Below are 14,467 nucleotides of genomic sequence, written 5' to 3'. Positions count from 1 at the left end.
CTTTGCTATACTTTGTAATCCATATTTCGATAAGCATTGAAATACTCTCCGTTTATAATTAGCATATAACATGAATTATATGAGGAGCCAGAATATGAAAAACTATCAATTTATTGCTTTATTAGTAGTAACGACCTTTTTAATGGGTTCATCATTTGCCATTGTTAAATTAGGCTTACCGTATGCCTCGCCTCTATTATTAGCTGCACTTCGTTTTATATTGGCTGGTATCATCATGGCTATCGTTGTTATCATCTTGAAGAGACCTCATCCTATTACGAGGAAGGAGTGGTTCAAGTTATGTATGATCGGGCTCTTTCAAACGGCAGGTGTGATGGGGTGTATTTTTATAAGTCTACGCACTATCACGGCAAGTGAGTCTTCTATTTTAACATTTACAAACCCATTATTAGTTGTGATTTTTGCCACCATTTTTATGAAAGTACGCTATCGTTTCTATCAATGGATAGGGGTTTTATTTGGCTTAATCGGCGTGATCATCACAATGGGGGCACAAGTTGAATTGAAAGTAGGTATCCTTTTTGGCTTGCTATCAGCTGTTTTTTGGGCTACTGCCACACTATTGGTGAAAAAATGGGGCGTGTTATTTGATACGTGGGTTTTATCTGCTTATCAGATGCTATTTGGCGGCTTACTCTTATTACTTGGAAGCGCATTGTTAGAACAGCCATTTTTTATTGTGAATCCACAATCGTTATTGATTCTGTTGTGGCTTAGTATTTTTTCCTCCATCATTCAATTTGCAGGGTGGTATTATCTTCTGCAAAATAGTGATCCAGGAAAAACAAGTGCCTATTTATTTTTAGCTCCTTTTTTTGGCGTATTAACAGGCTGGGTGTTATTGGATGAACCGTTAAAACCATCACTAATGGTTGGCGGCTTACTCATCATCATGGGCATTTATTTAGTAAACCGTACTTTTAGTGAAGAAAGGGCTAGGAGATAACTCCGTGCCCTTTCCTCTTTTATAAATCCAAATGAAAGACCTCTTTAAAGCCTAATTTTCCTTTCTCCGTCACTTTAATGGCGCGAATAGAGGGAACTCGTAATAGCCAACCAAGGTTGAAAAATTGATTTAATAGCTCGCAGCCTAGTGCACCAGCTAAATGATAACGCCGTTCACTCCAATCTAAACAGGCATGGGAAAAGGAGCGCCGTTTTCTCTTTAAAGCAGTTAAATCGATTCCGAATGTCGTAAAAAATAATGTGCCCTCATTTGTCAGGACAAATTGTTTACCCTCCAATGTAAGATAGCCTGCCTTCAGCATCGATTCCGTTAATTGGACACCCAATTTACCAGCAAGGTGATCATAGCAAGTTCTAGCATCCTGTAATAACTTGATTTGGCTCGATTGCTTTAATGAACGTACTTCAGGTGGTGGAGAGATGGCTAGGAATGATTCTAAAAATTGAGCAATGTCCTCACCAGCCAATTGAAAATAACGATGACGGCCCTGTTTTTCAACTTTTATCAGCTTTCCTTCTACTAATTTAGCAAGATGAAAGCTAGCAGTTTGCGGTTTAATGGCAGCCATATAAGCTAGTTCACTAGCCGTATGAAAACGACCGTCCATCATACTAGCAAGTATGGTTGCCCTTGACGTTTCACCAAGAAGTGCTGCTATTTCTGCCATGTTTGGATTAATTCCCATTCTGTCACAATCCTTTCAGTGTCCTATATTTAGATTTTAGTCAAAGTCATTATGGTTTACAATAAAAGTAATAGAGGAGGAGAAATAAATGGAAACATATTATGCAGTGATTTTTACATCACAAAGAACTGAGCAAGATGGGGATGGCTATGGCAAGATGGCTGACCTAATCGATGCCTTAGCACAGCAACAGCCTGGTTTCATTCGTGTTGAAAGTGTTAGAAACGAGGAAGGAAAGGGCATAACGGTGTCTTATTGGGAATCACTAGAGGCTATCCAAGCATGGAAAGACAATGCTAAGCATTTAACAGCACAACAATTGGGTAAAGACAAATGGTACACAAACTATAAAGTGGAAATCTGCCAAATGATAAAAGATTATTCATTTGCCAAATAGCAATTGAGAAGGAGGCCTATTTTTTATGACGATTGTGGAAGAATGGCACGAACTAAGACAAAAATTTAATCCTTCCAATCCGATAACCATTAATCAAATGCATATTTTTAAAGATCAATTAAAGCAGGTTCAACAAACAGAAGAAACAGTAAGAATTTTAGTAGAGGTTTACTGTTTACTTAGAATGTATCCTGAGGCATATCAGTTATTTACTGTCATTATGAATAAAGACGATAAAAAGGATCGGAAAAAATATGGCGTTCTCCAGACCTACATAGATCAACCAAATTCGGTGAATCCTCTGCTGCCAAGAAAAATTAGAGACCATCAGCAGCTTAAAACGAAAATTCCAACGTTTAAATATCTACCAAACCCTCTAGAGGCTGAAATTTTTGAAACAGATGAAATCGTTGTATGTGATTGTTGCGAGCAAGAAGTGGATGTCTATTATACTGGTGGTATTTATGCAATTGAGGAAGTAGATTATCTTTGTCCTTCCTGCATCCATAGTGGGGAAGCGGCTCAAAAATATGATGGTTCTTTCCAGCAAGACTTAATGGATGATGACCAAGTTACGAATCCCACATTTGCCGAGGAAGTGCTCTTTCGGACGCCTGGCTATGTAAGCTGGCAGGGCAATAATTGGGTGGCACATTGCTCCGACTATTGTGCGTTTATCGGCTATGTTGGTTGGCCTGATTTAGTAGAGCGAGGAATTGAGGATCAATTTGATAATTATACCGGCTTTTCAAAAGAAGAACTTTCTGCATCCTTAATGAACAAAGGTCATCATCAAGGCTATTTATTTCAATGCTTGGAATGTGACCGTTATGTGCTTTATTCAGATTTTAGTTAATCGTTGTTTGAGGGGGTAGGGAAGTGGAACAATTTCTACAACGATATATCGATTCATGGCGTTTAAATGGTTGGTTTATCCACGATATTTTTTTCTGCATCGTGCTAGGTATAGGACTTCTACTAGTTTTGTTTATCGTCATGAAACGTAAACGACTCGTTACTTCTAGCATTTTGCTCATTGCTTTTTTATTGGTCAGTAATCTATTAATGATTGTTTTTGGCTTAGCGGGGAGAGGCTTTCCCATCAAATCCGATTCGCCGATTTATACTGATGATTCACAAAGCATTGCTGTTCAAATGGTGCAAGGCTCAGAAAATAATGGGACATCGAATGGGATTACGCATTTAATTGCACATCATCTCCTAGTAGCTGTGAATTTACAAACAGGTGAAAAGCAATGGACAAAATCAGCTTCCTATAAAGAAACACTGCTTGGGGAATTTATGGGCGGTGTTCTTGTCCATCATCGGGATGATGAGTTTGGTCAATTATCACTGTTAGATTTGGAAACAGGCAAAGAAATACTTTCTGAAAAAGAGTTTCGAACGCTACATCCGTCATTAATAGCAATATTAAGCAATAATGCATATCAAATGGCTGTCCTAGCGAACAATTTATATTTGGAAGGGGTCGATGGCAAATTCTATCGCTTTGATGGTAAAACATTAAATGAGGATGTGAAGGCTCAAGATTACCTATCGGCCCGTTTTTTCATCGAGACTGAGTTGCCGGGTTATTTTGCTACACATCCACAGCCTGTCGAGGATTATCAGGCCATTCGAGATTTTAGTCAAGCTGTCCTAACCGAGCCAGCCATTCAAGCCTATGCAAATTTACAACCAAAAGTGGTGGATGTAGATATCATAGAAAAAACGGCTCTTGTTTCATATAGGCAAACACAGCGAGAAAGTGCTGAACACATGTTATTGCACTATGATATGAACAAACATCAAATATTGTGGGAAAGCAATATTGGCATCATTAATTCCCAGCAACAACAGCCCGCTGTACGGACTTTAGAGAATAGCTATGTTATTCAAGCCGGTGATAGATTACTGGTATTGGACAAAAAAATGAAAAAGAGGGCTGTTCACTATCATCTACGTTGGAATCGTCCTATTGATGAGTGAACTATATTGGAAAAATCATTCTTTTTTTGATTCGCCAAAAAAGGAGTATAATTTAATAGGAAGAAACTCTGATTAAAAGGACGGCGTGCAAATATGGATGAGCAATTAATGGATTGGATTATACGCTTTCAAAGGGATAAGGATATTGAAGCACCGGCCCATTTAAAAGACTATTGTTATGAGATGATCGAACCGTTGATTGAAGAATTTACGATGAAGTATGGCGAAGAAGCAGGCGAGTTATTACGTCTAAAGTGGGATAAACGATTTTATTTTATATTTACAAAATATCAAGTGAATGTAGGGCTACCCCTCGAGACATTTGTAAAAAATACGTATCGTTTTTATTTCATGCAGGTGTTACAAAAAGCTGGTTATAAGTGATCGAAAAAACCCTTGATTTGCGTAAAAACAAATCAAGGGCTTTCTATTATTTATAGAGTAGATCTTCTGCTAAATGAGTAAACACTTCACCGATTATCGACTCTTCATCATAGACCGAGGAACCTGTATTTTCCTCAGGTTGAGCAAAAGGAATTTGAGCGATTACATCTGTCTGTAATAAATCTGCTAATTGTTCGGCTCCACCTTGTCCAAATAGATAGTTTTTTTGACCGTCAGCACTTTCAAAATAGGCCATGTTTTCAACAACACCAAGAATCCTGTGTTTCGTATGTTGCGCCATCAAGCCTGCACGAGATGCAACATGAGAAGCGGCAAGATGCGGTGTTGTCACGATGATTTCTTGGGCTTGTGGAATCATTGCAGCCATATCAATTGCAACATCTCCTGTACCAGGTGGTAAATCGATGAGGAGGTAATCTAAATCTCCCCATAGCGTGTTGACAAGGAAATTGCGAATCCACTTATTGAGCATAGGACCACGCCACATAACAGGCTGGTTGTCATTTGTAAAAAAGCCCATCGACATTATTTTTACGCTGTTACGTTCTACTGGAATCGCCGTTTGATCAAGCATGGTAGGCTTTTGATCAATCTTCATCATGGCAGGGATACTGAAACCATAAATATCAGCATCTAAAATACCTACACGTTTGCCAAGACGAGCAAGTGCAACCGCTAAATTAATGGTCACCGTAGACTTTCCAACACCGCCTTTACCACTTGTAATGGCAATGAATTGAACACCAGAATTAGGCAGTAGCATGTTTGGCATTCCTTGTTCAGTTACATTTTTTGCTTGTAGTGAGGCTGTTAATGTGCGTCGCTCCTGATCTGTCATAGCTCCAAAGCTAATGGTAGTGGAGGCACCAAGCGCTTGTAATGCCTCCTCCACATCTTGCTGTATTTTTGCCTTTAACGGACATCCAGGTATGGTCAAAATAATATCCAGTGCTATATGGTTGTCATGTATTTGGATGTTTCGCACCATATTCAAATCTACAATACTCTGATGAAGTTCAGGATCATTCACCTGTTTCAATGCGTTTACAACATTTTCTTTTGTTAACATTTAGGAACCACCTTATTCTTTTAAGCCTTTGCCGAGTCCCTTTAAGAAATGAACCCCAAAATTGAGCGCACGATTGACATCTGGATCATTTAACATTTTCATGAGCTTAAAGGCACTAACTTTTTCATTCGATTCAAGTGCTTTGCTTGCTTCATCTACGCCTGTATTTAAGCCTTCAATGAGCTTAGTCGTTGTTTCAGGATTGAGCTCCGTCAATGCTCCCGCAACACCCATTATATTGTTAATGATATTGGTTACAGGCTTACGTGTTAATTGTCCTAGTGCAATATGGGCTACTTCCTCTTTGGCTTCAAGTAGCTTCATTGCTGCTTCTAGTGCACCGATTTCATTTAATTCAGCCATAATACTAAACACCTGATTGACAGCTTCTTCATTTTCAGAAAGCAATTCTTTTAGATTGTCTAATTTTTGTTCCTTTAGTTGTTCTTCCGTTAATTGTTGTTTTTTAATGCCTGTAATGGGTACAGCCATGCTCTCACTCTCTTTCGTTTATGGTTGTTAAGTGAACGTAGCCAGGACGATTCCATTTTCGTTGTACCTCAACACCATTTTGAGGATGACGCTTTTTATAGCGTGGGTTTGTGCGAGGAAGTGGTGATTTACCTTTAGCTTTTAGCACTTCTACTCGTACTTTTGTTTGTTTATAAGCTGGTGTTGACGTATTCACATCTGCTGCAGGGCCAGTTAGGAAGTTGATGGCTGAATCTTTGCTAACAGAGTTCATTGGTAAGAATAATTCGTTTCCTTGTACGCGATCTGTAACAAGAGCATTTAGTTTCAAGGCACCATATGGAGACACTAAACGAAGTAGGGCTCCATCTGCAATGCCTCGTTCTTTCGCCAATTCTGGTGATACTTCAACGAAAATTTGAGGTACTTTCGATTGAATACCTTTCGATTTATTTGTTAGATTTCCTTCATGGAAGTGTTCAAGCATACGGCCATTATTAATATGACAATCGTATTGTGCTTCAAACTCAACAGGCTGCACCCAATCATTTAAAGCAAAGCGAGCTTTTTTATCAGGGAAGTTAAAGCCATCTTCATATAATAACGGTGTATCCTTACCATCATGGCTACCCCAACAGAAGCTTCCCCAGCCTTCAAGAACATCATAGTTGGCTTGTGAGAAGAGGGGAGACAGGCTCGCCATTTCATCAAAGATGTCGCTTGGGTGATCATAATGCCAATCTGCACCTAAACGATGAGCAACCGCTTGCAATATTTCCCAATCTGCTTTCGACTCACCAAGTGTTGGTAATACTTGATACAGGCGTTGAACACGACGTTCCGTATTCGTAAATGTACCTTCTTTTTCAAGCGAAGGCGCAGCAGGTAAAATCACGTCTGCATATTGTGCTGTGCGTGATAGGAAACAATCTTGGACAACGAAAAAGTCAAGCTGTGAAAGCACCTCATCTACATGGTTGGCATTACAGTCAACTAGTGCCATATCTTCGCCCACTAAATACATCGCTTTCATTTTCCCTTCCATAATCGCATCTAACATTTGCATATTAGTTCGACCAGGCTGTGGTTGAATAGGGACACCATAGGCTTTTTCAAATTTTGCACGTGCCTCGTCATCTGTGACTCTTTGATAGCCTGGCAATAGATTTGGAAGTGTCCCCATATCGCAGGCACCTTGTACATTGTTATGGCCGCGAAGTGGGTAGGCACCAGCACCTGGACGACGATAGTTCCCAGTTGCTAAAAGTAAATTTGAAATCGCTGCGGATGTATAGGAGCCACCAGTATTTTGTGTTACACCCATGCCCCAAAGAACACATGTACCATCTGCATCACGAATCATTTCAGCCACTTCGATCAATGTTTCCTTACTAATACCAGTCATTTCTTGTGCATAATCAAGTGTATAGGTTGCAAGTACTTGTTTAAAATCATCATAATGAAGGACGTTTTCTTGAATAAACGCTTCATCATGCCAACCTTGATCAATGATATATTTGGTAACAGCCATTAACCAAACTTGGTCAGTACCTTGCTTTGGACGCATAAAGATGTCGGAACGCTCGGCCATTTCATGCTTACGAATATCCGCAACAATTAATTTCTGACCATGTAATTTATGTGCGCGTTTCACACGTGTTGCTAAAACAGGATGTCCCTCAGCTGGATTAGCCCCAATAATAATGACAAGTCCAGCCTTAGCAATATCTTTGATCGTACCAGCATCTCCTCCCATGCCAACTGTACGTAATAAACCATCAGTTGCAGGAGATTGGCAATAACGAGAACAATTATCGACATCGTTTGTTCCAAATAATTGACGGGCCATTTTTTGAATTAAGTAATTCTCTTCATTTGTAATTTTAGAAGAGGAGATAAAGCCGACAGAGCCCGGACCATATTGTTGTTGAATACCACCTAGTTTTGTTGCAATTAGATCCAGAGCTTCATCCCACGATGATTCAACAAACTCATTATTTTTACGAATGAGTGGTTTTGTAATACGTTCCTCAGAATTGACAAAATCCCAGCCGAATTTTCCTTTAACACATGTAGAAATCGCATTTACTGGACCATCAGAAGGCTGTACTTTTAAAATTTTACGACCTTTTGTCCAAACTTCGAACGAGCAGCCTACACCACAGAAAGTACAAACTGTTTTTGTTTTTTTTGTGCGTTTACTACGCATGGCTGCTTCCACTTCAGAAACGGCAAATATACCGCTATAGCCTGGTTCAACTTCCTTAATCAAGCTGATCATCGGATCTAACATATCCTGTTTGAGGCCAGTCATAAATCCAGCCTCTCCAAGCATGGATTTTTCCATTAAGGCATTACATGGACATACGGTTACGCATTGACCACAACTTACACAGGAAGAATCATTGATAGCAACGCCTGTATCCCAAATGACACGTGGTCTTTCTGCTTCCCAATCAAGGGATAATGTTTCATTTACCTGTAGATTTTGACAAACCTCTACGCACTGACCACAAGCGATACATTGGTTAGGATCGTATCGATAAAACGGATGCGACATGTCCACTTCATGAGGTTCCACTTTTGGTTGATAGGGATATTTTTGATGCTCGATTTCCATCATTTCGGCTGTGTTGTGTAATGCACAATTGCCATTGTTGTTATCACAAACTGTACAATACAGTAAATGATTTTCGAGTAGACGGTCCATCGCTTCTGTTTGTGCCGCTTTTGCTTTGTCAGACGTTAGGAATACATTCATGCCGTCTACTGCCTTTGTAGAGCAGGAACGAACTAATTGGCCATTCACTTCCACGATACATGTATCACATGTTTCAATTGGGTCAACAGCGGGCACATGACAAATCTGTGGATGCGGAATGTCATGTTGATTAATGGTATCAAGGATTGTAGCTCCTTCTTTTACTTCATACGGTACGCCATTAATATTAATTTGAGTCAAGGTAACTTCCTCCTTTTGCACTTTGAGACGAAACGGCTAACATGGTACAGCTTAAGACAAAAGGGAATAACAAATCGAGTTGGTGATTGTTGAAAAGATTGTCTTGTTATCATTGTAATTCCCAATGGTTCTTGAAGCTACCTCAAAATAGGTAAATTGCTAGATCATAACATGTTATCCATGTCTCGGTTTTGAAAAAATAAAAAAATCCACCATGAAATCACATGTCCTAGACATGCTAATAATTCATGGTGGATAAAATTCTTAGCAGGTCTTGCTAAAAACTCAATCTACTTTTATTTTTTAATAACAATAGAATTCAACTATTAAAAACAGTATGCAACATCGTAACATAGAGTTCAAAATAAATTAATTCCATTTGATATGCATATTATAGCCCTTTCCTTCAAAATGAACAATATTTATCTAAAATTTATTAAATGAGAATTATTATCAAAAAGTATTTTCTCTTTTATTTTTTTAAAAGTTGCTATATCATTAACAAACTGTAAGGGTGGCCTACATAACCATTTGCCTAAAAAAGTTTAATTATGATGGGAGAATCGTTGCTATGTCTAAAAAAATCCATGAATTTAATGACATGATTCGAAAGTTAAGAAAGGAAGTATTCGGTAAAGGTCCAGAACGTATTCATACCGTTTTTGTCGAGAATATGGCTGTATCTACCTTATACGGAAATATCACTCCGACAGAAAAATTTATTGCCAGTACACCAGAAGGGCTGAAAATGGTGCATGCTGCAAGGACGAGTATGATTCAAGATTTATATAGACAATCGCCACCAGAGGGTATGGAAGAACTGATGGGCAGCAAATTACTTCACTTATTTTCAGATATTAAAATTGAAGAGGATTTTGCGATTTCCGTCTTTGTTTTTGAAAAGCATATCAGTGAATAAAGGAGATGCTTTATGGATCGAGCAATGACAAGAAAAATTGTGCGTGTTGAAGGACAACAAGTGACAGAAATGGATGATTTAATTGTTTCAGAATACGCTGTGACCGTAAAAATTAATCAGCAAGAATTTGTCACGATGGTATGTACACCAGAGTATGTGGAAGATATGGTGATTGGCTACTTAGCTTCTGAACGAGTGATTCGTAGTTTTGAGGATATTGAGGAAATTTGGCACCAAGAGAAAGAGGGTTTTGTGCATATTAAAACAAAGCATATTAATCCTTATTACCAACAGACGCAAAACAAGCGCTATATTACGTCTTGCTGTGGGATGAGTCGACAAGGGTTTGTGTTTACGAATGATGCATTAGTAGCGAAAAAAATGGATCAAGTCGATGTGCAAATAACGACTGGGGATTGTTTCCGTTTAATGCATGCGATGCAGGAGAGTGCCGATATTTTTAAGAAAACAGGTGGCGTGCATAATGCTGCACTATGTGATGTAAATGGCATCGTCCTAAGTCGCATGGATATTGGACGTCATAATGCTTTGGATAAAATTTACGGCTTTTGCCTACGCAACAACATCCGTATGGAAGATAAAATTATCGTCTTTAGCGGACGAATATCATCGGAGATTTTACTAAAGGTTTCCAAAATAGGCTGTGCCATCGTGCTATCTAAATCAGCACCAACCGAATTAGCATTGCAATTAGCAGAGCAGCTTGGTATTACGACGGTTGGTTTTATTCGGCAACAGACATTGAATATTTATACACACCCACAACGCATCCTATTACCAGCTAATGAATTGAAAGAAGGAGATTAAATGACGAATCTACAAGACCAATTACACAGACCGTTAAGAGATTTAAGAATATCCGTGACAGATCGTTGTAATTTTCGCTGTCGCTATTGTATGCCAGCAGAAGTATTTGGTCCAGATTACGCATTTTTACCGTCTGATAAAATATTAAGTTTTGATGAAATTGAACGATTAGTAAAAATCTTTGTTTCATTGGGCGTGAAAAAAATACGGATTACAGGTGGGGAACCCTTGCTACGTCGTGATTTACCCGAATTAATTGCCCGTATTCACCGCATAAAAGGGGTAGAAGATATTGCTTTAACAACCAATGGCTCGTTATTAAAAAAATACGCGCAGCCATTGGCACAGGCAGGCTTAGCTCGAGTTTCTGTTAGTTTAGATTCACTTGATGATGAGCGTTTTTTCGAGATGAATGGTCATAGAGGCAAGGTATTGCCAGTGTTAGAGGGAATTGAAAAGGCTGCAGAAGCGGGCTTACAAGTAAAAATTAATATGGTTGTTCAAAAAGGGAAAAACGAACAAGATATTGTTACCATGGCACAGTTTTTTAAAGAAAAGCAACATATTCTACGCTTTATTGAATATATGGATGTAGGGAATTCGAACGGCTGGCGCTTGGATGATGTGGTGTCCAAAAAAGAGATCATTGAGCAAATCCATCAGTTTACGCCGTTACAACCATTAGCGCCCAATTATAAAGGAGAGGTGGCGACGCGTTATCAGTATCAAGATGCTCAAGGTGAGATTGGTGTAATTTCATCTGTAACGGATTCATTCTGCTCCAATTGCTCACGTGCTCGCCTCTCTGCAGAAGGGTCATTATACACTTGTTTATTTGCAACAGAAGGCACGGATTTAAGGGAATTGTTACGTTCAGGGCAAGATGATGCTGCCATCATCAAGTGCATTACGAACGTTTGGGAAACAAGAAATGATCGTTATTCAGATGAACGCAATGAACAAACGATGGCAAAAAGAAAAACGTCAAAAATTGAAATGTCTCATATTGGGGGGTAGCGAGTAAAAAACAGAAAAAAATCGGCACAATAATGCCGAATTTTTTCTGTTTATTTGTGCACAAAAGTGCCACTTTTCCCACCCGTTTTTTCAACAAGATAAGTTTCTTTGATGACCATCGTCTTATCAACGGCTTTGCACATATCATAAAAAGTTAGTGCAGCGACAGACACAGCAGTGAGCGCTTCCATTTCAACACCCGTTTTTCCACTGCATTTAACAGTGGCTTGAATATGGAGCTCATAGCCATTCTCTGCTTTTTCATAGTCAAACTGGAAATCCGTGCCCTGTAGCATGATGGGATGGCACATGGGAATGATATCAGCTGTTTTTTTAGCGCCCATAATCCCTGCAATTTGCGCAACTTGCGTCGGATCACCTTTTTTAATGCCACCTTGTTGGATGGCTTCATAGACCGCATCAGATAAAAGAATCGTACTGCGTGCAATGGCTGTACGTGTCGTGCTTTCTTTTGCGGAGATATCGACCATTTTAGGGCGACCTTCTTCGTTCCAGTGTGTAAAATTATTCATCATTAAACTCCTTTTTACTTGTTTGTGACCAGTCTTGTTGTGCGTTGATATTGATAAAAGTTGAGCTATTGTCATCAAAAGGGACATAACAGACACGAAGTTGCTCTAAAAGCACTTTCATACTTCGTTTATTTTGTGCCGTTAATTGTGTCGCCTTTGGTAAAGCAGTACGTCGATATAATGCAGCTAATGGCTGATCGCGTAGTGCTTGCGTCGGAACAATGGCATCATAAGTGTCATTAATCAGACCTACCATTTTTTGGATAAATTTTGCATTCATATAAGGCATATCGCTCGCTACGACAAAAAACCAATCCACATCAGGATAGGCTGTCATGATATGATGTAAAGCAAAAAGAGGGCCTTGATGTGGCTGCTTTTCAATGACCCATTGGACATTTTCCTGTCCAAACTGATGTTGTAAGTGCGCATTTGTAGCGATAATAAGAGGATCTAGCTGATTTTTTTGCAGGGCTATGAGACTATGTTTATATAATGGCTGTCCAGCAAACATCTCAAACATTTTTGGCTGACCATAGCGAGAGGATTGACCACCAGCTAACACAATACCAGCAATTTTCATAAGCGCTTCAGCTCACCGACAAAATGTTGGACAGTAGGTACTATGAGCTTCGACATAGCCAAAGTCACTGCATTTGTGGAGCCTGGTAAAACATAAATGGCTGTTTGCTGAAGACTTCCAGCGGTGGCACGACTAAACATCGCCTTTGGGCCAATTTCTTCATAGCTGAGCATTCGAAATAATTCACCAAACCCCATCATTTCTTTTTCAAACAGAGGCAGAATGGTGTCATAGGTTTGGTCTCTTGGTGTAAACCCTGTTCCACCAGTAACGATAATGGTATTAATTGTTGGATCGCTGCACCAATTTTTAACATGACGAGCGATATCGAGCGGTTCATCCTTTGTTAGTTGGTAGTCTACAACTTCAAATGCAGCTTCCTGTAGAAAGGACTGAATACGCTGACCAGCATGATCATCTGTCTTTGTGCGTGTATCACTGACCGTTAAAATGGCAACTTGAATTGATTGCTGCTGATGTGTTGGATGCACAGTAAGACCTCCTTCAAATGCGTTTTTGCTAAAAAACATTGCTTTTATTATAATGCTATAAATGAAAAGGTCAAACGAAAATTCATAGAAAGAAAGGCCTCATACGTATGCAAAATAGATATTCTAGACAACAATTATTTCACCCTATCGGACAAACAGGGCAACAATCCCTCCAACAAAAACACGTCCTTATCATAGGGGCGGGGGCATTGGGGAGTGCTAGTGCAGAAGCGCTTGTGCGAGCGGGTATTGGCAGGCTGACCCTCATTGATCGTGATTATGTTGAGTGGAGTAATTTACAAAGACAGCAATTATATACAGAGCTAGACGCACAAGAAAAAATGCCCAAAGTTATCGCAGCTAAAAAGCGTCTCCAACAAATAAACACAGAGGTAGAAATTCATGTCGGCATTATGGATGCTTGCACAGAGACTTTGCTACCATTACTAGAAGATGTAGATGTGATGGTTGATGCGACCGATAATTTTGATGTTCGCTTTGTCATGAATGACCTTGCGCAAAAGTATCGTATTCCTTGGGTGTACGGCTCTTGTGTTGGTAGTTATGGTGCAACTTACACGGTTGTGCCAGGCAAAACGCCCTGTTTGCATTGCTTATTAAAAGTGATGCCCCATACAGGGATGACTTGTGATACCGTTGGCATTATTAGTCCAGCAGTTCAAATTGTTGCCGCTTATCAAGTGGCAGAGGTCCTTAAACTGCTTGTTGGAGATGACAAAGCCTTACGAAAAAGCTACTTAACGTTTGATGTTTGGCAAAATCAACACTATGAAATCAATGTGGAGAAAATAAGGCAGTTTGATTGTCCATCTTGTGGTGATCAGCCGACCTATCCTTATCTCTCCTATGAAAATCAAACGAAATTACAGATCCTTTGTGGCCGAGACGCGGTACAAATTCGACCACCTAAGCCTATTCACTATTCGCTCGACCAGCTAGCAAACCAACTCCGTTCCAATGGGGAAGTTCAGGTCAATCCTTATTTGCTATCTTGCCAAGCGGACGATTACCGAATCGTTATTTTCCAAGATGGGCGAGTTGTAATACATGGTATACAAGATATTCAGAAAGCCAAAAGCATTTATTATCGTTTATTAGGTTAAGGGAGT

16 protein-coding genes are annotated in these 14,467 nt (G+C 39.5%); 9 read left to right on the top strand and 7 right to left on the bottom strand.

All coding sequences use genetic code 11. The features are described 5' to 3' along the window. Positions 1-94 precede the first annotated feature (94 nt). Positions 95-967: a DMT family transporter gene (locus tag MKZ14_RS13000; RefSeq protein WP_333003921.1), complete on the top strand. Its 873-nt coding sequence runs from the start codon at positions 95-97 to the stop codon at positions 965-967. A gap of 19 nt (positions 968-986) precedes the next feature. Here the strand turns inward: MKZ14_RS13000 and MKZ14_RS12995 are convergent, their stop codons facing one another. Beyond that, entirely contained in the window at positions 987-1,673 is a 687-nt protein-coding gene (locus MKZ14_RS12995) for a helix-turn-helix transcriptional regulator (protein WP_333003920.1), read from the bottom strand. Between the two features lie 88 nt (positions 1,674-1,761). Between MKZ14_RS12995 and MKZ14_RS12990 the strand changes: the two genes are divergently transcribed. The 4 genes from MKZ14_RS12990 to MKZ14_RS12975 all read left to right on the top strand — a co-directional run bounded on the left by MKZ14_RS12990 (position 1,762) and on the right by MKZ14_RS12975 (position 4,443). Then, entirely contained in the window at positions 1,762-2,070 is a 309-nt protein-coding gene (locus tag MKZ14_RS12990; protein ID WP_016991657.1) for an antibiotic biosynthesis monooxygenase, read from the top strand. A gap of 25 nt (positions 2,071-2,095) precedes the next feature. Then, positions 2,096-2,926, top strand: a complete 831-nt coding sequence (locus MKZ14_RS12985) for a CbrC family protein (protein ID WP_258860479.1) — start codon at positions 2,096-2,098, stop codon at positions 2,924-2,926. 23 nt (positions 2,927-2,949) lie between these two features. Further along, positions 2,950-4,059, top strand: a complete 1,110-nt coding sequence (locus MKZ14_RS12980) for a PA2928 family protein (RefSeq protein WP_312124715.1) — start codon at positions 2,950-2,952, stop codon at positions 4,057-4,059. Between the two features lie 93 nt (positions 4,060-4,152). Further along, positions 4,153-4,443, top strand: coding sequence for a hypothetical protein (locus MKZ14_RS12975; RefSeq protein WP_016991654.1), 291 nt, complete (start codon positions 4,153-4,155; stop codon positions 4,441-4,443). A gap of 46 nt (positions 4,444-4,489) precedes the next feature. Here the strand turns inward: MKZ14_RS12975 and MKZ14_RS12970 are convergent, their stop codons facing one another. Genes MKZ14_RS12970 through fdhF form a run of 3 tightly spaced genes read right to left on the bottom strand, consistent with a single transcriptional unit; the run spans position 4,490 to position 8,966 of the window. Beyond that, entirely contained in the window at positions 4,490-5,533 is a 1,044-nt protein-coding gene (locus tag MKZ14_RS12970; RefSeq protein ID WP_333003917.1) for an Mrp/NBP35 family ATP-binding protein, read from the bottom strand. Positions 5,534-5,545: 12 nt separating this feature from the next. Then, positions 5,546-6,025: a DUF1641 domain-containing protein gene (locus MKZ14_RS12965; protein WP_016991653.1), complete on the bottom strand. Its 480-nt coding sequence runs from the start codon at positions 6,023-6,025 to the stop codon at positions 5,546-5,548. Between the two features lie 4 nt (positions 6,026-6,029). After that, complete coding sequence (gene fdhF / locus MKZ14_RS12960) at positions 6,030-8,966, bottom strand: formate dehydrogenase subunit alpha (RefSeq protein WP_333003915.1); 2,937 nt, start codon at positions 8,964-8,966, stop codon at positions 6,030-6,032. A gap of 571 nt (positions 8,967-9,537) precedes the next feature. Here fdhF and MKZ14_RS12955 point away from each other — a divergent pair. From MKZ14_RS12955 to moaA, 3 genes are read left to right on the top strand one after another with little or no spacing between them, the layout of a single operon-like run. After that, entirely contained in the window at positions 9,538-9,885 is a 348-nt protein-coding gene (locus MKZ14_RS12955) for a DUF2294 domain-containing protein (RefSeq protein ID WP_004230595.1), read from the top strand. A gap of 12 nt (positions 9,886-9,897) precedes the next feature. Then, complete coding sequence (gene fdhD, locus MKZ14_RS12950; protein WP_036077271.1) at positions 9,898-10,713, top strand: formate dehydrogenase accessory sulfurtransferase FdhD; 816 nt, start codon at positions 9,898-9,900, stop codon at positions 10,711-10,713. After that, positions 10,714-11,730, top strand: a complete 1,017-nt coding sequence (gene moaA, locus MKZ14_RS12945) for a GTP 3',8-cyclase MoaA (RefSeq protein ID WP_333003913.1) — start codon at positions 10,714-10,716, stop codon at positions 11,728-11,730. It begins immediately after the preceding gene. Between the two features lie 50 nt (positions 11,731-11,780). On the opposite strand, the gene moaC is transcribed toward moaA, so the two are convergent. From moaC to MKZ14_RS12930, 3 genes are read right to left on the bottom strand one after another with little or no spacing between them, the layout of a single operon-like run. After that, entirely contained in the window at positions 11,781-12,263 is a 483-nt protein-coding gene (gene moaC, locus MKZ14_RS12940) for a cyclic pyranopterin monophosphate synthase MoaC (RefSeq protein ID WP_016991651.1), read from the bottom strand. Then, the gene (locus MKZ14_RS12935) at positions 12,256-12,846 is read right to left on the bottom strand and encodes a molybdenum cofactor guanylyltransferase (protein ID WP_333003910.1); all 591 of its coding nucleotides are present in this window, start codon (positions 12,844-12,846) and stop codon (positions 12,256-12,258) included. Before MKZ14_RS12935 ends, moaC begins: the two co-directional genes overlap by 8 nt. Further along, complete coding sequence (locus MKZ14_RS12930) at positions 12,843-13,337, bottom strand: MogA/MoaB family molybdenum cofactor biosynthesis protein (RefSeq protein WP_016991649.1); 495 nt, start codon at positions 13,335-13,337, stop codon at positions 12,843-12,845. The genes MKZ14_RS12935 and MKZ14_RS12930 overlap by 4 nt, the downstream gene beginning before the upstream one ends. A gap of 107 nt (positions 13,338-13,444) precedes the next feature. Between MKZ14_RS12930 and MKZ14_RS12925 the strand changes: the two genes are divergently transcribed. Continuing rightward, positions 13,445-14,461, top strand: a complete 1,017-nt coding sequence (locus tag MKZ14_RS12925) for a thiazole biosynthesis adenylyltransferase ThiF (RefSeq protein WP_026023324.1) — start codon at positions 13,445-13,447, stop codon at positions 14,459-14,461. The last annotated feature ends 6 nt before the right edge of the window (positions 14,462-14,467 follow it).

It is taken from the genome of Lysinibacillus sp. FSL P2-0066 (assembly GCF_037969495.1).
Classification (GTDB): Bacteria; Bacillota; Bacilli; order Bacillales_A; family Planococcaceae; genus Lysinibacillus; species Lysinibacillus boronitolerans.
Note: the sequence above shows the minus strand (reverse complement) of the source record. Positions and strands in the feature narration are given on the sequence as shown.